The organism is Pseudomonas fluorescens HK44 (assembly GCF_000217955.3).
Lineage (GTDB): Bacteria > Pseudomonadota > Gammaproteobacteria > Pseudomonadales > Pseudomonadaceae > Aquipseudomonas > Aquipseudomonas fluorescens_AQ.
Genome location: NZ_AFOY02000019.1, coordinates 574,283 through 594,373, shown reverse-complemented (window position 1 = coordinate 594,373; position 20,091 = coordinate 574,283). Strand labels below are relative to the sequence as shown.

The 20,091-nt window shown below is 59.8% G+C and carries 17 protein-coding genes; 3 read left to right on the top strand and 14 right to left on the bottom strand.

Translation table 11 applies throughout. The annotated features are described in order from the left end of the window. The first annotated feature begins 14 nt into the window (after window positions 1–14). Window positions 15–659 carry a cAMP-activated global transcriptional regulator CRP gene (gene crp, locus HK44_RS25210; protein WP_019693899.1) on the top strand — a complete coding sequence of 215 codons (645 nt, stop codon included), beginning with the start codon at window positions 15–17 and terminating at the stop codon, window positions 657–659. On the opposite strand, the gene HK44_RS25205 is transcribed toward crp, so the two are convergent. The 4 genes from HK44_RS25205 to HK44_RS25190 all read right to left on the bottom strand — a co-directional run bounded on the left by HK44_RS25205 (window position 656) and on the right by HK44_RS25190 (window position 3,910). Next, a complete protein-coding gene (locus HK44_RS25205; RefSeq protein WP_024265170.1) occupies window positions 656–1,357 on the bottom strand; it encodes a lipoate--protein ligase family protein in 702 nt (233 codons plus the stop codon). The genes crp and HK44_RS25205 overlap by 4 nt on opposite strands. A 67-nt stretch (window positions 1,358–1,424) precedes the next feature. Further along, window positions 1,425–2,261 (bottom strand): indole-3-glycerol phosphate synthase TrpC, encoded by an 837-nt coding sequence (gene trpC, locus HK44_RS25200; protein ID WP_019693901.1) that lies wholly within the window; start codon window positions 2,259–2,261, stop codon window positions 1,425–1,427. After that, window positions 2,258–3,307, bottom strand: a complete 1,050-nt coding sequence (gene trpD / locus HK44_RS25195) for an anthranilate phosphoribosyltransferase (RefSeq protein ID WP_019693902.1) — start codon at window positions 3,305–3,307, stop codon at window positions 2,258–2,260. The genes trpC and trpD overlap by 4 nt, the downstream gene beginning before the upstream one ends. Window positions 3,308–3,316: 9 nt before the next feature. After that, window positions 3,317–3,910 carry an aminodeoxychorismate/anthranilate synthase component II gene (locus tag HK44_RS25190; RefSeq protein WP_019693903.1) on the bottom strand — a complete coding sequence of 198 codons (594 nt, stop codon included), beginning with the start codon at window positions 3,908–3,910 and terminating at the stop codon, window positions 3,317–3,319. A 399-nt stretch (window positions 3,911–4,309) separates the two neighbouring features. Between HK44_RS25190 and estP the strand changes: the two genes are divergently transcribed. Beyond that, on the top strand, window positions 4,310–6,220 hold the full coding sequence (estP, locus tag HK44_RS25185) for an esterase EstP (protein ID WP_019693904.1): 1,911 nt from the start codon (window positions 4,310–4,312) through the stop codon (window positions 6,218–6,220). Window positions 6,221–6,393: 173 nt separating this feature from the next. Here estP and trpE read toward each other — a convergent pair whose 3' ends face one another. The 10 genes from trpE to HK44_RS25135 form a co-directional block, all read right to left on the bottom strand. Continuing rightward, on the bottom strand, window positions 6,394–7,875 hold the full coding sequence (gene trpE / locus HK44_RS25180; protein WP_019693905.1) for an anthranilate synthase component I: 1,482 nt from the start codon (window positions 7,873–7,875) through the stop codon (window positions 6,394–6,396). A gap of 70 nt (window positions 7,876–7,945) precedes the next feature. Then, the gene (locus HK44_RS25175; protein WP_019693906.1) at window positions 7,946–8,764 is read right to left on the bottom strand and encodes a phosphoglycolate phosphatase; all 819 of its coding nucleotides are present in this window, start codon (window positions 8,762–8,764) and stop codon (window positions 7,946–7,948) included. After that, entirely contained in the window at window positions 8,761–9,435 is a 675-nt protein-coding gene (rpe, locus tag HK44_RS25170; RefSeq protein WP_019693907.1) for a ribulose-phosphate 3-epimerase, read from the bottom strand. The genes HK44_RS25175 and rpe overlap by 4 nt, the downstream gene beginning before the upstream one ends. Window positions 9,436–9,527: 92 nt before the next feature. Next, window positions 9,528–10,676: an iron-containing alcohol dehydrogenase gene (locus HK44_RS25165; protein ID WP_019693908.1), complete on the bottom strand. Its 1,149-nt coding sequence runs from the start codon at window positions 10,674–10,676 to the stop codon at window positions 9,528–9,530. Between the two features lie 204 nt (window positions 10,677–10,880). Next, window positions 10,881–11,705 carry an ABC transporter permease gene (locus tag HK44_RS25160; protein WP_019693909.1) on the bottom strand — a complete coding sequence of 275 codons (825 nt, stop codon included), beginning with the start codon at window positions 11,703–11,705 and terminating at the stop codon, window positions 10,881–10,883. Between the two features lie 13 nt (window positions 11,706–11,718). Beyond that, complete coding sequence (locus HK44_RS25155; protein ID WP_019693910.1) at window positions 11,719–12,966, bottom strand: ABC transporter permease; 1,248 nt, start codon at window positions 12,964–12,966, stop codon at window positions 11,719–11,721. A gap of 194 nt (window positions 12,967–13,160) precedes the next feature. Continuing rightward, window positions 13,161–14,201, bottom strand: coding sequence for an ABC transporter substrate-binding protein (locus HK44_RS25150; RefSeq protein WP_019693911.1), 1,041 nt, complete (start codon window positions 14,199–14,201; stop codon window positions 13,161–13,163). Window positions 14,202–14,247: 46 nt separating this feature from the next. Then, window positions 14,248–15,372 carry an ABC transporter ATP-binding protein gene (locus HK44_RS25145; RefSeq protein ID WP_019693912.1) on the bottom strand — a complete coding sequence of 375 codons (1,125 nt, stop codon included), beginning with the start codon at window positions 15,370–15,372 and terminating at the stop codon, window positions 14,248–14,250. A 351-nt stretch (window positions 15,373–15,723) separates the two neighbouring features. Next, window positions 15,724–16,365, bottom strand: coding sequence for a response regulator (locus tag HK44_RS25140; protein WP_019693914.1), 642 nt, complete (start codon window positions 16,363–16,365; stop codon window positions 15,724–15,726). A 157-nt stretch (window positions 16,366–16,522) separates the two neighbouring features. Beyond that, complete coding sequence (locus tag HK44_RS25135; RefSeq protein ID WP_019693915.1) at window positions 16,523–18,919, bottom strand: PAS domain-containing sensor histidine kinase; 2,397 nt, start codon at window positions 18,917–18,919, stop codon at window positions 16,523–16,525. Between the two features lie 74 nt (window positions 18,920–18,993). Between HK44_RS25135 and HK44_RS25130 the strand changes: the two genes are divergently transcribed. After that, the gene (locus HK44_RS25130; RefSeq protein WP_019693916.1) at window positions 18,994–19,986 is read left to right on the top strand and encodes an alpha/beta hydrolase family protein; all 993 of its coding nucleotides are present in this window, start codon (window positions 18,994–18,996) and stop codon (window positions 19,984–19,986) included. The last annotated feature ends 105 nt before the right edge of the window (window positions 19,987–20,091 follow it).

The window sequence follows — 20,091 nt, the reverse complement described above, 5'->3', positions numbered from 1 at the left end:
TTCGGGATACAACCATGGTTGCTATTACCCCAACACCCAAAATCAAGAACCTCGACAAGTTCTTGATGCATTGCCTGCGCCGTCGCTATCAGGCCAAGAGCAATATCATTTGCGCTGGCGATCGTTCGGATACGCTGTTTTTCATCATCAAGGGCTCGGTCACCATCCTCATTGAGGACGACGATGGCCGGGAAATGATCATCGCCTACCTCAACGCCGGGGACTTCTTCGGCGAGCTCGGCCTGTTCGAACAAGCCGGGCAGGAACAGGAACGCAGCGCCTGGGTTCGCGCCAAGGTCGAATGCGAAGTGGCCGAGATCAGCTACTGCAAGTTCCGCGAGCTGTCCCAGCAAGATCCGGACATTCTCTATGTGCTCAGCGGCCAGATTGCCCAGCGCCTGCGCAATACCACGCGCAAGGTCGGCGACCTGGCGTTCTTCGACGTCACTGGCCGGGTTGCGCGCTGCTTGCTGGAGCTGTGCAAACAGCCCGACGCCATGACGCACCCGGACGGTATGCAGATCAAGGTCACCCGCCAGGAAATCGGCCGGATCGTCGGTTGCTCGCGGGAAATGGTCGGTCGCGTGCTCAAGGACCTCGAAGAACGCAATCTGGTCAACGTCAAAGGCAAGACCATGGTGGTATTCGGTACCCGCTAAGCCGACATCACCTCGGTGAGCATTTGCCGATACAAGGTATCCAGCCGCGCGATGGCATCCGGGGCGGCGAATTGTTCATGCAGGGCGATATGGCTCTGCGCGCGAACCCGCTGCTCCAGGCTGCAAGCCTCGTTAAAACGATTCACCGCCTCAACCATTGACTCTCGCTCGTCGTCCAGCAACAGCGCACCATGCACCAAACCTACCGGGCGCTGACCACCCTTGCTCTGGCGCCAGCGCTGAGCGGTGCCGACCATTTTGCGGCCATCGAGATTGACGTTGAAACGTCCATCACAGAAAGCACCCTCGACTTCACCCAATGAAGGTTTGCCACCGAGCTCCGTCAGCAGCGCGCAAATAGGGTCGCACAGGCGCCGATAAGCAGTTTCGATCCGACCGTGATCACCTTCGCTGCGCGGCGGTGCATACACCAGTGCAATATTGATCGTCGCAGCCGACTGCGGCACCGGCTCTCCACCGGTTTCACGCAGCAGAACCGGCCAACCATTCGCCGCCGATGCCTGGCAAGCGGCCTCGAACTCCGGCAAACGGCTCAACCGCCGGGGCATGACCAGCGCGCGATCGCTCGGCTGCCAGAACAACAAACCAAACTCCTGGTCGCCGGCACATACTGTCGCCAACAAATCCTGCTCGGCACGCAGACCGGCTTCGACAGTCAAGGCAATGGGGTAAGTCATGGCAGTGCGAATCCTTTTCGGTGGATACAAAAAAGCCGGCAACGCCGGCTTCTTCATTGAATCAGGTTCAATCGAGTGTAGAACCGCTGACCGCCACGCCACGCTCTGGAAAGAACAAGCGTTGCAGTTCAGTGCCCGGGTTCTCGGCGCGCATGAATGCTTCACCGACCAGGAACGAATACACGTCACTGATTTCCATCAGCTCGACATCGGCGCGATTGAGGATGCCACTTTCAGTAATGACCAGGCGATCACGCGGGATGCGCGGCAGCAGGTCGAGCGTGGTTTCCAGGCTGACATCAAAGGTGTGCAGATTGCGGTTGTTCACGCCGACCAGCGGAGTATCGAGAACCTTCAAGGCCCGCTCCAGCTCATCACCGTCGTGGACTTCGACCAGCACGTCGAGGCCAACGCCTTTAGCGACGGCTGCCAGTTCGGCCATTTTCACGTCATCCAGCGCGGCAACGATCAACAGCACGCAATCGGCGCCCAGCGCACGGGCTTCGACGATCTGATAAGGATCGATCATGAAGTCCTTGCGAATCACCGGCAGCTTGCACGCCGCACGCACCTGCTGCAGGTAAATGTCGGCGCCCTGGAAGAAATCGATATCGGTCAGCACCGAGAGGCACGTTGCCCCGCCCTTCTCGTAATCCCTGGCGATTTCGGCAGGCACGAAGTGCTCGCGAATCACGCCCTTGCTCGGCGAAGCCTTCTTGATTTCAGCAATCACCGCCGGGTGCTTGAGCTTGGCCTGGGCGATCAGCGCCTTGGCAAAACCACGCGGAGAATCGCCCACCCTGGCCAGTGCTTCCAGCTCGGCAAGCGTCACACGAGCGCTACGCTCGGCCACTTCCTCGACTTTGCGGGCGAGAATCTTCTCCAGAACCGTCGGTACACTCATGCCTCATTCTCCACTCTGAATACCGCAGTAAACGCACCCAACTCTTCAAGCTTTTCACGCGCAAGACCGGTATGCAGCGCATCATGAGCCAGGGCAACGCCCTCTTTCAGGCTGCTCGCATGATCCGCCGCGTACAACGCAGCACCGGCATTGAGCACAATCATTTCTGCGGCTTTCTGACCATTCTCGGTTTTGCGGCGCCCCAAGGCATCGCGAATCAGCTCGAGCGAGGCCGCCGGGCTTTCCACCGCCAGGCCGTGCAGGCTCTGGCTCTTCATGCCGAGGTCTTCAGGCTCGACCCAATATTCGCTGATCTGGTCATTCTTCAATTCCGCCACAAAGGTCGGCGCCGCCAGGCTGAATTCGTCCAGGCCATCCTTCGAATGCACCACCAGCACATGCTTGCTGCCCATGCGCTGCAAGACTTCGGCTAACGGTCGGCACAACGCCTGACTGAACACGCCCACCACCTGATGCTTCACGCCGGCCGGATTCGTAAGCGGGCCGAGCATGTTGAACAAAGTACGCAAGCCGAGATCGCGGCGCGGGCCGGCGGCGTGCTTCATGGCACCGTGATGGGACTGGGCGAACATGAAGCCGATGCCAACGTTGTCGATGCAACGCGCCACTTGAACCGGCGTCAGGTTCAGGTAGATCCCGGCCGCTTCCAGCAAGTCGGCGCTGCCGCTTTTACCCGATACCGCACGGTTACCGTGCTTGGCCACGGTGCAACCCGCCGCCGCCACCACAAACGAGGACGCCGTCGAGACGTTGAAGATGTTCGCGCCATCACCGCCGGTACCGACTACATCGACAACACCGTCGAGGGTTTTCAGCTCGACCTTGTCCGCCAATTCACGCATGACCGAGACGGCGCCGACGATCTCGTCGATGCTCTCGCTTTTCATGCGCATGGCCATCATGAATGCGCCAATCTGCGCGTCTGTGCATTGCCCGGTCATGATTTCGCGCATCACATCGCGCATTTCATCAGTGCTCAGGTCCAGATGGCCGACGATACGGCCCAGGGCAGTCTTGATATCCATGGAAAGTCCTTAGCGCGTGCCGCCGGTTTGTTTGAGGAAGTTGGCGAACAGCTCGTGCCCCTGCTCGGTCAGGATCGACTCAGGATGGAATTGCACCCCTTCGATGTTCAATGTCTTGTGACGCAGCCCCATGATTTCATCGACCGAGCCGTCTTCGAGCTGAGTCCAGGCGGTCAGCTCCAGGCAATCGGGCAAGGTTTCACGCTTCACAATCAGCGAGTGATAGCGGGTGACCGTCAGAGGACGATTAAGACCTTCGAACACACCCTTGTCCTCGTGAAATACCGGGCTAGTCTTACCATGCATAACCTGGCGGGCACGCACTACATCACCACCGAACGCCTGGCCGATGGATTGATGGCCCAGGCAAACGCCGAGAATCGGCAGCTTGCCGGCGAAATACTTGATGGCTTCGATGGACACGCCGGCTTCGGTCGGGGTGCATGGACCGGGAGACACGACGATGCGCTCAGGTTTGAGCGCTTCAATTTCGGCGATGGTCAGCTCATCGTTGCGCACAACCTTGACCTCGGAGCCTAGCTCACCAAGGTACTGCACAACGTTGTAGGTAAAAGAGTCGTAGTTATCGATCATCAGCAACATGGTTTGAAACCTCTTGAATTCACTGACTTTTGAGACGGCCTTCGAATGATTTACCCGCAGTCTTGCAACGCTCGGTCAGTTGCTGGAATGGAACCGGCAAAAGCGGCATTTCATACGGGTAAAAAAGGCAAACAGATACAGGTCCGGCCGGGCCGGCAGAGAAAGTTCAGGCGCGCCAACGCCAACGGGCGTGGGCCTTGATGACTTGATCCAAGAGTTTGCTGACGATCAACACGGGGAAGGTCTCATTCATACGTTCCCGCACAGTAACTTAGCTGAGCAGAGGGTGCAATATGGCGCAGAGCAAGCAATCGATGCGGCCTTTAGCCATAGCTCAAGCGCGGAAGTTTTTGGTACTGTCGTTCCGTTCACTACAACAATAAATAAATGGATTTGCTCATGATCAAACAGACGATGTTTGTACCGCTCGCCAGTTGTGTTCTTGCAATGGCCTGCGCCCAAGCCGTTGCGGCCCCCGCCCCCTATACGAAATTCATTGTTTTTGGCGACAGCCTGAACGACGCTGGGCAGTTTACCGATACCGGCGGTCCCGCAGGTGCAACCGAGCGGTTCACCAACCGCGTCGGACCGACCTACAAGGATGGTAACGGCGAGGTTCGCGCTGCCAACTCGACGCAATTGCTGGGGGGAAAGCTGGGGTTTTCGCCCGATCAAACGGCGGCCTCGACCTCGGCGGTCCGCGCCAGTGAAGGCCTGCCAGACGGCAACAACTGGGCGGTAGGTGGATACCGCACCGATCAGATCCTCGACTCGATCACCACCACCTCGGACACCGGTGAGCGCAGTCGGCCCGGTTATCTGCCGAGCAACAACTTTCGTGCTGACCCGAACGCGCTCTACTACCTCTCCGGTGGCGGCAACGATTTCCTGCAGGGCCGGGTAACGAGCCTTGATGAGGCCAACGCGGCAGCCGATCGCCTGGTCGGCAGTGTACAAACACTGCAGCAAGCCGGCGCCAAATACATCATGGTCTGGCTATTACCTGATATCGGGCTGACACCGGCAATCAACGGCAGCCCATTGCAGGCCTTTACCTCCCAGCTCAGCGCCCAGTTCAACACTGAACTGGTCAGCCAGTTGCAGCACGTCAATGCCGAAGTCATCCCGCTGAATATTCCGGTGCTGCTCAAAGAGACGTTCGCCAACCCGGCGCAATTTGGCCTGGCCACCGACCAGAACCTCACCGCGACCTGCTTCAGCGGTGACAGCTGTACGGAAAACGCCCGGTACGGGATCAACAGCGCCACGCCGGATCCGACCAAGCTGATCTACAACGACTCGGTCCACCCGACCGAAACCGGGCAACGCCTGATCGCCGATTATGCGTTTTCCATACTGGCAGCCCCTTGGGAACTGACGTTGTTGCCAGAAATGGCCCACGCCACCCTGCGTGCGCATCAGGATGAACTGCGCAACCAATGGCAATCCGACTGGGAAAACTGGCAAAACGTCGGTCAGTGGCGTGCGATTGTCGCCGGTGGCGGTCAGCACCTGGATTTTGACGATCAACGCAGTGCCGCCAGTGCCGACGGCAATGGCTACAACCTGAACATTGGCGGCAGCTACCGTCTCGACGAGGCCTGGCGTGTTGGCGTGGCTGCCGGTTTCTATCGTCAGAAGCTGGAAGCGGGCAACGACAACTCGCAGTACAAACTCAACACGTACATGGGTACGGCATTCGCCCAATATCAGCAAAATCGCTGGTGGGCTGACGCGGCAATGACGGCTGGGCATCTGGACTACGACAATCTCAAACGCAAGTTCGACCTGGGCGTCAACGAACGCGGGGAGAAAGGCGATACCAACGGCACTGTGTTGGCTGTCACCGCTCGCCTGGGTTACGACATCGCGCAGCAGGCAAGCAGCCCGTGGCACTTGTCGCCATTCATCAGCGCCGACTACGCCAAGGTACAAGTCGATGGTTACTCAGAGAACGGCAACGACTCCACGGCACTGACCTTCGGTGACCAGAAGCGCACCTCGAAGCGCCTCGGCGTCGGTTTGCAGGGCAAATACCAAATCACCCCACAGACCCAGGTGTTCGGCGAGTTCGCCCACGAACGCGAATACAAGGACGACACCCAGGACCTGACCATCAATCTCAACAGCCTGCCCGACAACCGCTTCACCCTGCAGGGCTACACCCCGCAAACCCACCTGAACCGCCTGAACCTGGGCGTCAGCCAGAAGTTGACCGCCGACCTGGCGCTACGGGCCAGCTACAACATTCGCAAGGATGACGACTTCACCCAACAAGGCATCAATGTGGGTGTCAGCCTGGACTTCTAAACCGCAGGCAATAAAAAACGCTGCCTCCTCACGGGCAGCGTTTTTTTGGGTGTTCTCTGATGTGGCGAGCGAGCTTGCTCGCGCTCGGCTGCGAAGCAGTCGCCATGAAGGGGCCTGCTACGCAGGCCAGCGGGAGCAAGCTCCCTCGCCACAACAAGCTCCTTCGTTACAGCTCAGGCGTCTGGGGTTTGCTCGGCCAGGGCCACAGCGCGGAACATCGCGCGGCGCTTGTTCAGGGTTTCTTCCCATTCGAGCGCAGGCACCGAATCAGCCACGATGCCACCACCGGCCTGCACATGCAGTTCGCCGTTCTTGATCACTGCGGTGCGAATGGCAATCGCGGTGTCCATATTGCCGTTCCAGGCGAAGTAACCAACCGCACCACCGTAGACGCCACGTTTGACCGGCTCCAGTTCGTCGATGATCTCCATCGCACGAATCTTCGGCGCGCCCGACAACGTACCTGCCGGCAGAATAGCCCGCAGTGCGTCCATCGCGGTCAGGCCGGCCTTCAGCTGGCCGGTGACGTTGGAGACGATGTGCATCACGTTGGAATAACGCTCGATGACCATTTTCTCGGTGAGTTTCACCGAACCGATTTCCGACACGCGACCGGTGTCGTTACGGCCGAGGTCGATCAGCATCAGGTGCTCGGCGATTTCCTTGTCGTCCGACAGCAGGTCCTCTTCAAGCGCCCGGTCAGCTTCCTCGTTGGCACCGCGTGGGCGGGTGCCGGCGATCGGGCGCACGGTGATCAGGTTGTCTTCGACCCGCACCAGCACTTCCGGTGAACTGCCAACGACATGGAAGTCGCCAAAGTTGAAGAAGTACATATAAGGCGTCGGGTTGAAGCAACGCAACGCCCGGTACAGATCGATCGGTGCGGCCTTGAAGTCGATGGACATCCGTTGCGACGGCACCACCTGCATGCAGTCACCGGCGAGGATGTACTCCTTGATGGTGTCCACCGCCCGCTCGTAATCGTCCTGGGTGAAACTGGAACGGAACACCGGATCAGCCGTCTGCTGCTTGCTGAAATCCAGGCCGCGACGTGGGGTGATCGGCTGGCGGAGCTTTTCCAGCAGCTCTTCCAGACGCGCCTGACCTTGCTCAAAGGCGTCTTCCTGCGACGGGTCGGCCAGCACGATGGCGTGCATCTTGCCGGCCAGGTTGTCGAACACCACCACCGCATCGGAAACCATCAGCAGAATGTCCGGCACACCCAGCGGATCCGGGTTCGGGCACTTGCCCAGACGCTTCTCCACATAACGCACGCAGTCATAACCGAAGTAGCCCACCAAACCACCATTGAAGCGCGGCAAACCGGCAATGGTCGGCACGTTGTAGCGCGCCTTGAAGGCTTCGACAAAAGCCAGCGGGTCTTCAACCTCGTGGCTTTCGACTTCGGCGCCATCGACGGTCACGCTGACGTGGTGATCATGCACCCGCAGTACCGTACGGCACGGCAGCCCGATGATCGAGTAACGGCCCCATTTCTCGCCGCCCTGCACCGACTCCAGCAGATAGGAGTTGGGCTCGTCGGCCAGTTTCAGGTAGATCGACAGCGGAGTGTCGAAGTCGGCAAGGGTTTCGCAGGCAAGCGGAATGCGGTTGTAGCCGGCAGCGGACAAACGCAGGAATTCTTCGCGGATCATGAGGTGCCTCGTGGCGTGAGGGTCTAACAGTCAGGTGTGCAAACGCGCCGGATAGCCGGCCAGGATCGAGTCAGGCGCGCCAACGCCAGCGGGCCAGGGCCTTGATGACTTTCATCCAGAGTTTGCGAGTGACCACCACGATGGAGTTTCCAGGAGGGGATTGAACAGCGTCGGGCAACGTTATCTCAGCGGCTGGATCCAGGCAACCGGGAATTAGCTTGCGCAGATCGTCGATCACCAGCGCCGGAGACTCTTCGGCAATCGGCCGGCCATGGTTATAGCCGTAGCTCAGGGCTACGCACTTCACGCCGGCCGCCTTGGCCGCCAGCACGTCGCTGCGCGAGTCACCGACAAACAACGATTGCGAGGCCGGTATATTGGCCATCTTCATCACGAAAAACAGCGCCGCCGGGTCAGGTTTTTTCTGCGCCAGGGTGTCGCCGCCGATGATCCAGCGGAAGTAGCGGCCGATTTTCATCTGATCCAGCAACGGCGCGACGAAGCGCTCCGGCTTGTTGGTGATCAGCGCCATTTCGACGCCCTGCTTGTGCAGCCACTTCAGGGTGTCGCGTACGCCAGGGTAGACCACCGTCAGTTCATGGCCGTCCGCGTAGGCTTCCATGAAGATCTCCAGCGCGTGCTCGGCCTCGACATCATCGACACTCGCGTGATCGATATTGCCCGCCAGTGCACGACGGACCAGCACCGGCGCACCGTTGCCCACCCATTCGCGCACCGCGTCGAGACCAGCCGGGGCACGCCCGAGTTTGAGCAGCATGTTATCCACAGCCACTGCGAGGTCCGGCACCGAATCGATCAACGTGCCATCCAGATCGAACATCACCAGCCGCGGCAGATGCCCCGGGAACAACTGCTCAAAACCACTCATGGGCGAGCCAGCGCCAGTTCGGAACGCATCTTTTCAATCACTTCCTGGTAGTTCGGGGCGTTAAAGATGGCCGAACCGGCGACAAAGGTGTCAGCGCCAGCGGCGGCGATTTCGCGGATGTTGTTCACGTTCACGCCACCGTCGATTTCCAGACGAATGTCACGGCCCGACGCATCGATCAGCGCGCGCGCTTCACGCAACTTGTCGAGGGTACCGGGAATGAACTTCTGCCCGCCGAAGCCCGGGTTGACGCTCATCAGCAGGATCATGTCGACCTTGTCCATCACGTACTTGAGCACGTCCAGCGGGGTCGCCGGGTTGAACACCAGGCCCGCCTTGCAACCGCCTTCGCGGATCATTTGCAGGGAGCGGTCGACATGCAGCGTGGCTTCAGGGTGGAAGGTGATGTAGGTCGCACCGGCGTCGATGAAGTCGCCGATGATGCGGTCTACCGGGCTGACCATCAGGTGCGCGTCGATGGGCGCGGTGATGCCGTATTTGCGCAATGCCGAGCAAACCATCGGCCCGATGGTCAGGTTTGGCACGTAGTGGTTGTCCATGACATCGAAGTGAACGATGTCGGCGCCAGCGGCCAGAACGTTGTCTACTTCCTCGCCCAGACGGGCGAAATCAGCGGAGAGAATCGACGGAGCAATAGCGAAGGGCTGCATGACGCACCTTTTTTGAGCAGAATCACGATGGCGCGCATTGTATACCTCATGCTTTGACGCGCGCACCGTGACCGCGATGATTGGGTCTGCCCCTAGTAGGCCGCTCGATAGATCTTCTCAATATCGGCGGTGCTCAATTTACGCGGGTTGTTGCGCATCAATCGCTCTATTCCTGCGGCCTCCACAGCCATCGCCGGGATTGCGTCTTCCGGTATCCCAAGGCTGTGCAGGCCCTGGGGGATTTCCACTGCGGCACAGAGTCGCGCCATGGCCTCGACCGCTTTATCCGCCGCCTCGTCAGCGCTCAACTGCGCCGTTTTCACCCCAAGCGCCTCGGCGATATCCTGCATGCGTTCGATACACGCCATCTTGTTCCAGGCCATGACATACGGAAGCAGCAAGGCGTTGCTCACACCGTGCGTCACGTTGAAACGTCCGCCCAGCGGGTAGGCCAAGGCATGTACCGCGCCGACCCCGGCGTTGCCGAACGCCATGCCGGCCATCAGGCTGGCGGTGGCCATGTCTTCACGGGCCTGCAAGTTCGAAGGATTGGTGTAGGCCTTGGGCAATGCCTTGATGATCAGCTTGATAGCGCCGATGGCCAGTGCGTCGGTGATCGGCGAGGCGTTGAGCGACAGGTAGGATTCGACAGCGTGCACCAGCGCATCGACGCCACTGGCGGCCGTCACGCTGCGCGGACACGTCAGGGTCATTTGCGGACTGACCAGCGCCACGTCCGGCAACAGATAATCGCTGATGATGCCTTTTTTCAGCTGCGCGACCTTGTCGGACAGTATCGCCACGTTGGTGACTTCCGAACCGGTGCCGGCGGTGGTCGGAATCGCAATCAGCGGCGGGCCTTTACGCGGCACCTGATCGATACCGAACAAGTCCTCGAGCGCCCCGTGGTAACCGGCATAAGCTGCAACACTTTTGGCGATGTCGATGGCGCTGCCGCCCCCGAGACCGATCAGGCCGTCATGCCCGCCATCGCGGTAGACGCGCATGCAGTCTTCAACGATGGCGATTTCCGGGTCGGGCAACACCCGATCAAAAATCTCGTAAGTACGTCCACCCAGTTGCGCCAGCGCCAACTCCACCGTGCCGGACTTGACCAGCGAGGCATCGGTAACGATCAGTGGGTAGTCGACATCCAGACGGGTCAGCTCGTCGGCCAACTGCTCAATGGCGCCTGCACCGGTGAGCAATTTGTGAGCGATTTTGAAAGAGGAAATACTCATGTGCGCAGCCTCTTATAAATAGGGAAGCTGGGCACAATAGTAGCTGGGGATTGGGGTTTGTCTGTTATTGCGCGAGTGAATGAGCAGACGCTCACAGAAATTCGCCCTGTGGGAGCGAGCCTGCTCGCGATGAGGGACTGACATTCACTCTTGATGTCGACTGACAGTCTGCTATCGCGAGCAGGCTCGCTCCCACAGGTAGCGTTACACCTGCGCGGTACGCAGTTTCTCGCTGCGGCCACGTAGCCATTCCAGGGTCAGCAGCAGGAACACCGAGAAAGCGATCAGCAGCGTTGCGGCGGCGGCGATGGTCGGGCTCAGGTTTTCGCGGATACCGCTGAACATCTGCCGTGGCAACGTCGCCTGCTGGGGACCGGCAAGGAACAACGTGACCACCACCTCATCGAACGACGTCGCGAAGGCAAACAGCGCCCCGGAAATCACCCCCGGTGCGATCAACGGCAAGGTCACGCGGCGGAACGTCGTCAGTGGCGAAGCCCCCAGGCTGGCGGCAGCCCGCACCAGGTTCTGGTTAAAACCTTGCAACGTCGCCGACACGGTAATGATCACGAACGGTACGCCCAGCACCGCATGCACGACGATCAGCGAGATAAAGCTGTTGCCAAACCCCAGCGGAGCGAAAGCCAGGTAACTGGCCACCCCGATAATCACCACCGGCACTACCATCGGCGAGATCACCAGCGCCATCACCAGTGCCTTGCCGGGGAAGTCGCCACGGGTCAGGCCAATCGCCGCCAATGTACCGAAGACCATCGCCAGCACCGTCGCCGCCGGGGCGACGATCATGCTGTTCTTCAGCGAACGCATCCATTCGGCCGAGGCGAAGAAGTCCTGGTACCAGTGCAACGAGAACCCTTGCAGCGGGTAGACCAGAAAACTCCCTGAGTTGAACGACAGCGGGATGATCACCAGCACCGGCAAAATCAGGAACAACAGGATTAGCCCGCAGAGCGTGCGCAAGCTGTAGAACCACACCCGTTCGATGGGCGACATATAAGGACTCAGCATTTCGATTCTCCCCTTAGCTCAGACGCAGGCGGCTCGCGCCTACCAGCCAGCTGTAAATCAGATAGAGCACGACGGTCGCCAACAGCAGCAGCCCACCGAGTGCGGTCGCCATGCCCCAGTTGATGCTGGTGTTGGTGTAGAAGGCGACGAAGTAACTGACCATCTGATCGTTCGGGCTGCCGAGCAGCGCCGGGGTGATGTAGTAACCAATCGCCAGGATGAACACCAACAGGCAACCGGCGCCGACACCGGCATAGGTCTGCGGGAAATACACCCGCCAGAAGCTGGCGAACGGATGACAGCCCAGGGAAATGGCCGCACGCATGTAGGTTGGCGAGATGCCTTTCATCACGCTGTAGATCGGCAGAATCATGAACGGCAGCAGGATGTGCACCATCGAGATGTAAACCCCGGTGCGGTTGAATACCAGTGCCAGCGGCTTATCGATGATGCCCATGGCCATCAACGCGCTGTTGATCAGCCCGCCCGATTGCAACAAGACAATCCACGCCGCCACCCGTACCAGAATTGAGGTCCAGAACGGCAACAGCACCAGAATCATCAGCAGGTTGCTTTGACGCGACGGCAGGTTAGCCAGCAGATACGCCAACGGATAGGCCAGCACCAGGCAGATCGCGGTAATGACCAAGCCCATCCAGAAGGTCCGGGCAAAAATCTCGAGGTAGATCGCCTGATCAGGGGTCGCCGGGGCAATTTCGCCGAGGTCATTGATCCGGTGGTCGACCGCCGCCAACAGGTAATACGGCGTGATGCTGCTGGTGTTGCGGCGTACCGCTTGCCAGTAGGCCGGGTCGCCCCAGCGCTCATCCACTGCTTCGAGCGCGTCTTTATAGGAGGCCGGTTCAGTTTTGAACGGCAGCGCTCGCGCGGTTTTGGTCAGCAGGCTGCGATAGCCGGCCAACTCCATATTCAATCGCTTGGACAGATCGCCCAGGCTTTGATTCTTGCGAGCCTCAAGGAGGTCCTCGCTGGCAGCCTTGAAGACCGGATCCGCCGGCAAGCCTCGGCCATCCCAGCTCGCAATGGCAGACACGGTGCGCGGCATCCCGCCGACCACTTCCGGGTTACCGACACTTTTGTAGAGCAGCGCCACGATCGGCACCAGAAACACCAACAACAGAAACAGCACCAACGGCGCGATCAGGGCCTGGGCCTTCCAGCGGTTGACCCGCTCGGCACGCGCAAGGCGCTGCTTCAAGGTGCGATGGGTGCCCTCGTTCAGGGGAACGGCGATGGCCATGGCGAACTCCGAAATTCTTTGATCAATCGTTAATGTGGGAGCGAGTTTTGTGGCGAGCGAGCTTGCTCGCGCTGGGCTGCGAAGCGGCCCCAAAATGCTGTTAACAACCACCCATTTTGTGAGTGCTGCGCACTCAAGCGGGAGCAAGCTCCCTCGCCACAAAACTCGCCCTCACAGGAGGGCGAGCCCTCTGCTTACTTCGCAGCCCACGAGTTGAAACGCTGTTCCAGTTGCTCGCCGTTGTCAGCCCAGAAACTGACGTCGATCTGCACCTGGTTGGCGATGTTTTCCGGGGTGGTCGGCATGTCTTTCAGAATGTCTTTGGACAACAGCGATACGGCTTGGGTATTGGCCGGGCCGTAAGCGATGTTTTCCGAGTAGGTTTTCTGTTGTTGCGGCATGACCGAGTACGCGATGAATTTCTTCGCGGCTGCGGCGCGGGTTTTATCCAGGCCTTTTGGAATCGCCCAGGCATCGAAGTCGTAGATGCCGCCGTTCCATACCACTTTCAGGTTGCTTTCTTTCTGCACGGCAGCGATCCGGCCGTTGTAGGCCGAACTCATGACCACGTCGCCGGAAGCCAGATACTGCGGCGGTTGAGCGCCCGCTTCCCACCACTGAATGCTTGGCTTGAGCTCATCGAGTTTCTTGAAGGCGCGGTCCTGACCGTCCTTGCTGGCCAGCACTTTGTAGACGTCTTTCGGCGCAACACCGTCGGCCATCAAGGCGAATTCCAGGGTGTACTTGGCGCCTTTACGCAGGCCACGTTTACCCGGGAATTTCTTGGTGTCCCAGAAATCCACCCAGCTGGTCGGTGCGCTTGCCAGTTTGTCGGCGTTGTAGGCCAACACGGTCGACCACACGAAGAAGCCCACGCCGCATGGCTGGATGGCGCCCTTCACGTAGTCTTCGGATTTGCCGAACAGTGCCGGGTCGAGCGGCTCGAACATGTCTTCGTCGCAACCACGGGACAGTTCTGGCGATTCAACCTCTACCAGATCCCAGGACACGCTCTTGGTGTCGACCATGGCTTTGACCTTGGCCATCTCACCGTTGTATTCACCGGCGACAATCTTGCCGTTGCCCGCGGCTTCCCACGGTGCATAGAAGGCCTTGACCTGCGCCGCCTTGTTCGCGCCGCCAAACGACACCACGGTCAGGTCGGGACCGGCCATTGCATGGGCCGCGCCCATCATGCCAAGTGCCAGTGCTGTGAGTTTCAGGGATCTCAACATTTATTGTTCTCTCCACGTGCGGTTGGTGTTGGTGAAGCCGGGGCGATCAGTTCGCCTCTAGAAGTGGATCGAGCGCGCGAACGTGTTCGACCTGCCAGCCAAGCGGTACCACGTCTCCGACCGCCAGCGCCGGATCGAGCTCGGCAATCGGCTGTTTCACGAAGAAGTCGGTCTTGCCGCAGACTTCCAGGCGAACACGGACGTGGTCGCCCAGATAGATGAATTCCGCCACCCTTCCCGAGAAGCGGTTGACGCACAGATCGCTTGCACCATTGAGGCTCACGCGCTCCGGACGAATGGACAGCGTCACTGGCTCGCCGGTCTTGCCGACATTCACTGCCAGCGCTTCGACCTTTTCACCACGCCCCAGCTCAACCACGCAGCGGTCACCGATGTGGCTGTGCAAACGGCCGTTGAGACGGTTGTTCTCGCCAATGAAGTTGGCAACGAAGGTGTTTTTCGGCTTTTCATAGAGCTCGCGCGGTGGCGCGATCTGCTGTATTTCGCCTTGATGGAAGACCGCCACCCGATCGGACATGGTCAGGGCTTCGCCCTGGTCGTGGGTCACGTAGACCACGGTCACGCCGAGGCGCTGGTGCAAGTGCTTGATCTCCATTTGCATGTGTTCACGCAGCTGTTTATCCAGCGCGCCCAGCGGTTCGTCCATCAGCACCAGTTGCGGTTCGAACACCAGCGCCCGGGCCAGTGCCACACGCTGTTGCTGACCACCGGAAAGCTGCGCCGGATAACGCTGGGCGAACGCGTCGAGCTGAACCATGCTCAGCACGCGTTTGACCCGGTCACTGACGTCGCTTTTGTTCAGACCACGAACGGTCAGCGGGAACGCGAGGTTCTCGGCCACCGTCATGTGCGGGAACAATGCATAGTTCTGGAACACCATGCCGATGTCACGCTTGTGCGGCGGCACGTTGTTGATCGCACGTCCGGCCAGCAGGATTTCGCCGGCGGTCGGCGTCTCGAAACCGGCGAGCATCATCAGACTGGTGGTCTTGCCGGAGCCGGACGGCCCGAGCAAGGTGAGGAATTCGCCTTTGCGAATCTCCAGGTTGAGGTCTTTGACGATCAGGTTCTCGCCGTCGTAGCTCTTTTGCACTCCACGAAAGCTGACCAGAACATCATTCGCCCCAGCGCTTGAATCGACCTCGCTCATACCCACACCTTTTTTGTTGATGACTGCTGTGGACTAAGCCTAGTGGACGCTGGGGACCGCGCAAATCGGGACGCAGGAGAGAATCGCCTCAGCCGGATGGAAGGTTGGGGGTAGGGATTGCCCTACAAGAATGGCGGGTTTGAGTATGTCGATGAGCGATAGTGGCCAGCATCAGGCTGCAAGCCACAAAAGCCGGTGGAGCCGGGCTTTCCGTCATGTCGCAAATGGACATGCCAACACGCACGTCCTCTGTAGGAGCAAAGCTTGCTCGCGATGGCGATTTCAAGGACGCCATCGCGAGCAAGCTTTGCTCCTACATTGAGCCGCAGTGAACCTGTGGAGTTGGTGGTATCAGAGGAGCTTGTGCTCCATCGCGTACTTAACCAGTTCGGCGAGGGAGGTGATGTTGAGTTTTTGCATCAGCCGCGCCTTGTGGGTGCTGATGGTTTTGCTGCTCAACGCCAGCTGCTGGGCGATGTCATTGACGTTGGCACCTTGGGCCAGGCGCTCGAACACCGAGAACTCGCGCTCCGAGAGCAACGAATGCAGCGGCCGCGAATCCGTCAGGCCGACCTCGAAGACCATTCGGTCCGCCAGTTCCGGATCGATATAACGCCCGCCTGCTGCGACTTTGCGGATCGCCGTCAGCAGCAACGCCGGATCGCTGTCCTTGGTGGCATAACCGGCGGCGCCAACCTTCAACGCACGAGCCGCCATTTGCGCCTCGTCATGCATCGACAGCACCAGGATCGCCGGCGGATTGTTCAGTGCGCGAATCCGTGGAATGGCCTCCAGCCCGTTAACCCCGGGCATGGAGATATCCAGTAACACCACCTCGCAGGGAATGTGGCGCAAGGTCTCGAGCAGTTGCTCGCCATTGCTCGCTTCCCCCACCACCAGCAAATCCTTGGCGAGGCCGATCAACTGTTTGATGCCTTCACGGACGATGGTGTGGTCTTCGGCTACCAGTACACGGATCACGTTCTTCTCCATTCTTCTTATTCAGAGCCAAGATCAATCGCGGGCAAGCTCGCTCCCACATTTGATCGGGGTGTGTCAGATATCAGTGCACTTACACAAAACCCTGTGGGAGCGAGCTTGCTCCGGGCGGCGTTCCGACGAAGACGTCAGCACAAACACCACAAAACCATCAGGCCTCATCCAGCGGCACACACACGCACAGGGTGGTGCCCTCGCCGGGCTCACTCTCCAGCGACAACTGGCCGCCCATGATCAGCACCCGCTCGCGCATGCCAACCACCCCAAAGGAGGTCGGCCTGCCCTCGGGGGCGACAAATCCTACGCCATCATCGCTGACCGTCAGGCACAGCTCGTCGCCTTCCAGCACCAGTGTCAGTTCAACAGTATGCGCCTGCGCATGGCGCATGACATTGGTCAGCGCCTCCTGAAGAATCCGGAACAGACCGATAGCCTTGGCGTCGCTGAGGGTCGGCAGGTTATCCGGAACTTGCACCAGACACGGGATCTGCGTGCGCGCTTCAAAACGCCGGGCCTGCCACTCGATGGCAGACGCGATCCCGGCGTCGAGAATCGGCGGGCGCAAGGCCGTGGCTACGTCCCGCACCAGCTGGAACAGTTGGGCGATCAGACGTTTCATGCTGTTGAGACGGTCACTCAAGCCTGGGTCGAGATCGGCGTAGGCCAGTTCGCACATCGAGGTTTCCAGCTTCAGCACTGTCAGCATCTGACCCAACTCATCGTGAACTTCCCGGGCAATCCGGGCCTTTTCCTCTTCCCGCACGCTTTCCAGGTGCGCAGACAGTTCACGTAATTGCTCGCGGGAGCTGGCCAGCTCCAGCTCGATGCGCTTGCTCTCGCTGATGTCCCAGACAATCCCGTCCCAGACGAATGCGCCATCGTCGAGCCGGCGTGTGATGGCCTTGATCTCGGCCCAGCGCTGCTCGCCTTGGCGAGTGAGAATCCGGCCTTGCCACGACCAGTCACTGTCGGTGTCCAGTGCATGATCCTGGGTCTGGTGATAACTCGCCTTGTCATCCGGGTGCACCAGGCTACGCAGGCCCATGTCGCGGTGGCTCAAGGTTGCTGGTGAATACCCCACCAGGCTCTCGCTGCCCTCGCTGATATAGGCAAAGTCGATTTGCCCGGTCACCGGCGCCCGCTCCAGGCGAAAGACCAGGCCCGGCACATTGGCGGCAATCCCCTGCAACCGTGCTTCACTTTCCTGCAGGGCAGCCAGCGCCCGGCGGCGCTCGGTGACGTCATTGAGGTAAACCACCAGGTATTCGCCGTCGCGAAATCGCAGAAAACTCAACGACACATCCGCCGGCAGAATGCTGCCATCGGCACGCACGCAGTTGGTTTCAAAGCTTTGCGGCCCATCCTCGCTGGCTCGGGCGCGCTTCCACAGGCTCAACCAGCGGTCCATGTGCAGACCGGGTTCGAAGTCGATCAGTGGCCGATCAATGACACCACCCGATGCATAACCGAGCATCTCCTCGGCCGCACGGTTGGCGTAACGCACATGGCTGTCCCAATTGACCCAGAGGATCCCGACCGTGCTTTGATCAATCGAAAACTGCGTCAGGCGCAACGCTTCTTCGCTGGCTTCGCGCAACGCGATGTCTTCGCGGGCCGCCAGTAAACGCTGCTCAAGGGTATGTTGCTGACGGCGCTGCCACAGCACAATGGCCATGCTGCTGAGGAACAACACGGCCAACAACAGGCAAAGGTTTTGCCAGAACCCCGGCGATTCGGCCAGACGCGGGTATTTGGGTTGCAACCAGCTCGCGTGCAACTGCTCAAGATCCTTGGCGGGAATCGCATGCAAGGCACTCTCGACGATGCCGGCCAACTCCGGCCAGTCGCGGCGGGTCGCCACCCGCAGCAACTGCGGCAGGCCAATATCCCCCACCACAGCCAACCCGGCGTATTCGGGCTCGGTCGACAAACGGCTGAGTTGAGCTTCATCGACAACTGCGTAGCGCGCCTGTTGGGTCAGCAGCAGTTGCAGGGCCTCACGCTCCATGGGCACGCCTTGCAAATTGAGATTGCTGTAAGTGCTGCGTAGATAATCGGCAATCGCGCTGGGCATGCGCACGGCGACCCGCGAATGGCTGTCGAGTTTTTCCAGTTCGATGGCGCCGGCGCCCTTCTGCTCGCCGACCACCAGTTGCGGGACGCGCATGTACGGGTCGCTGAATTGCCACAGACGCAAACCGGCGGGCGTTTGGATCATGCCCGGAGCGAGGTCGACTTCTCCTTCGCGCACTGCGTCTTCCAGTTGCGCCACATCGGGAAAGTTGCGCCACGAGAACTCGATATTCAGCGAGCGGGCCAGCCACTGCATCAATTCGACATTGGCCCCGGACAACCGCTGCAAGCGCCGGTCGTACTGTGCAAAAGGCGCTTGCAGCACCACACCCACGCGCAGTTCGTTGTGCTCGGCGAGCCACTGGCGCTGCTCGGCGCTCAACGGTACGCCATGCGCAGGCAACGCAGGTGCCGCCCATGCCATCAAGGGAAGCCAGCAACAGCCGATAACCAACAGGCAGCGAAAACGCATCATCCGAAATCTCACACACTGACAAATACTGACCAACCTATTAGGCTGCCGGGATTACTTCTGGCCTGGAATATCCGATGCCCCCTGTCTACCGCTTGGCACTGCCAGCATTGTGCCTGTCGCTGATCCTGCCATGTGCCTTTTCAGTTCAGGCCGCCGCCCCGGTATCCGCTGCCGCAGAAAAAACTGTCGAAGCAAAACCGGTCGAACGCCAGCCTCTGCCAGAGCGTAGTCAGGAAGACGCCGTCGCTCTCGAACGAACAGTTCCCGCGCAAGAGCAACAACCGTTGCAGGCCGGTAGTGACAGTTTTCTCGCACTGTGGAAACCGGCCAATACCAGCACCCCAAAAGGTGCGGTGATTATCATCCCCGGCGCTGGAGAAACTGCTGATTGGCCTCAAGCAATCAGCCCCTTGCGGCAAAAACTGCCCGATGCCGACTGGGGTAGCCTGAGTCTTACTCTGCCAGACCTGCAAAGCAATGCCCCGCAAGCGCGTGTCGTCAACGTCACACCCGCGCCGGCCAAAACCGAGACCGGCAGCAAAGATGCCAGCACTGCGGCCCCCATCGAGCAAGTGGCTGGCGGTGAAGGGGATATCGCCGATCGCGCGGTTGCCGAGACCAGCGAAGAGCAAGCCAAGGCTGATGCCGAACGGATCTACGCACGGATCGACGCAGCCATTGCTTTCGCCGAACAACAAAATGCTCGCAGCATCGTCTTGCTCGGTCACGGTACAGGGGCTTATTGGGCTGCTCGCTACCTGAGTGAAAAACAGCCATCGCACATCGAGAAGTTCGTGATCGTTGCCGCACAGACACCTGTGACCGCGAAGCCCGGACTGCCCCAACTGATCACCACCTTGAAGCTGGCCACCTTCGACATCTACTACAAGGACAAGGCCCTGGTGCAGAGCGCTGCCCTGGAGCGCTTGCAGGCCAGTAAACGCCTGAAGGCCTCGACATTCAGTCAGCTTGCACTCAAAACCTTGCCCGGTAACAGCGCAGCCGAACAGGAGCAATTATTCCGGCGTGTGCGCGGTTGGTTGAATCCGCAGAACACCGGGAGTTGATCGGCGGATACAGATTTATCGTCTGACCTATAACTGTGGCGAGGGAGCTTGCTCCCGCTGGGGCGCGAAGCGGCCCCAAGTCCTACCACCACGTTCCGTCAGGGA

What these genes read in the sequence shown, in the direction of transcription:
- crp (WP_019693899.1), top strand. Translation starts at nt 15, where the DNA reads ATGGTTGCTATTACCCCAACACCCAAAATCAAGAACCTCGACAAGTTC.
- HK44_RS25205 (WP_024265170.1), bottom strand. Translation starts at nt 1,357, where the DNA reads ATGACTTACCCCATTGCCTTGACTGTCGAAGCCGGTCTGCGTGCCGAG.
- trpC (WP_019693901.1), bottom strand. Translation starts at nt 2,261, where the DNA reads ATGAGTGTACCGACGGTTCTGGAGAAGATTCTCGCCCGCAAAGTCGAG.
- trpD (WP_019693902.1), bottom strand. Translation starts at nt 3,307, where the DNA reads ATGGATATCAAGACTGCCCTGGGCCGTATCGTCGGCCATCTGGACCTG.
- HK44_RS25190 (WP_019693903.1), bottom strand. Translation starts at nt 3,910, where the DNA reads ATGTTGCTGATGATCGATAACTACGACTCTTTTACCTACAACGTTGTG.
- estP (WP_019693904.1), top strand. Translation starts at nt 4,310, where the DNA reads ATGATCAAACAGACGATGTTTGTACCGCTCGCCAGTTGTGTTCTTGCA.
- trpE (WP_019693905.1), bottom strand. Translation starts at nt 7,875, where the DNA reads ATGATCCGCGAAGAATTCCTGCGTTTGTCCGCTGCCGGCTACAACCGC.
- HK44_RS25175 (WP_019693906.1), bottom strand. Translation starts at nt 8,764, where the DNA reads ATGAGTGGTTTTGAGCAGTTGTTCCCGGGGCATCTGCCGCGGCTGGTG.
- rpe (WP_019693907.1), bottom strand. Translation starts at nt 9,435, where the DNA reads ATGCAGCCCTTCGCTATTGCTCCGTCGATTCTCTCCGCTGATTTCGCC.
- HK44_RS25165 (WP_019693908.1), bottom strand. Translation starts at nt 10,676, where the DNA reads ATGAGTATTTCCTCTTTCAAAATCGCTCACAAATTGCTCACCGGTGCA.
- HK44_RS25160 (WP_019693909.1), bottom strand. Translation starts at nt 11,705, where the DNA reads ATGCTGAGTCCTTATATGTCGCCCATCGAACGGGTGTGGTTCTACAGC.
- HK44_RS25155 (WP_019693910.1), bottom strand. Translation starts at nt 12,966, where the DNA reads ATGGCCATCGCCGTTCCCCTGAACGAGGGCACCCATCGCACCTTGAAG.
- HK44_RS25150 (WP_019693911.1), bottom strand. Translation starts at nt 14,201, where the DNA reads ATGTTGAGATCCCTGAAACTCACAGCACTGGCACTTGGCATGATGGGC.
- HK44_RS25145 (WP_019693912.1), bottom strand. Translation starts at nt 15,372, where the DNA reads ATGAGCGAGGTCGATTCAAGCGCTGGGGCGAATGATGTTCTGGTCAGC.
- HK44_RS25140 (WP_019693914.1), bottom strand. Translation starts at nt 16,365, where the DNA reads ATGGAGAAGAACGTGATCCGTGTACTGGTAGCCGAAGACCACACCATC.
- HK44_RS25135 (WP_019693915.1), bottom strand. Translation starts at nt 18,919, where the DNA reads ATGATGCGTTTTCGCTGCCTGTTGGTTATCGGCTGTTGCTGGCTTCCC.
- HK44_RS25130 (WP_019693916.1), top strand. Translation starts at nt 18,994, where the DNA reads ATGCCCCCTGTCTACCGCTTGGCACTGCCAGCATTGTGCCTGTCGCTG.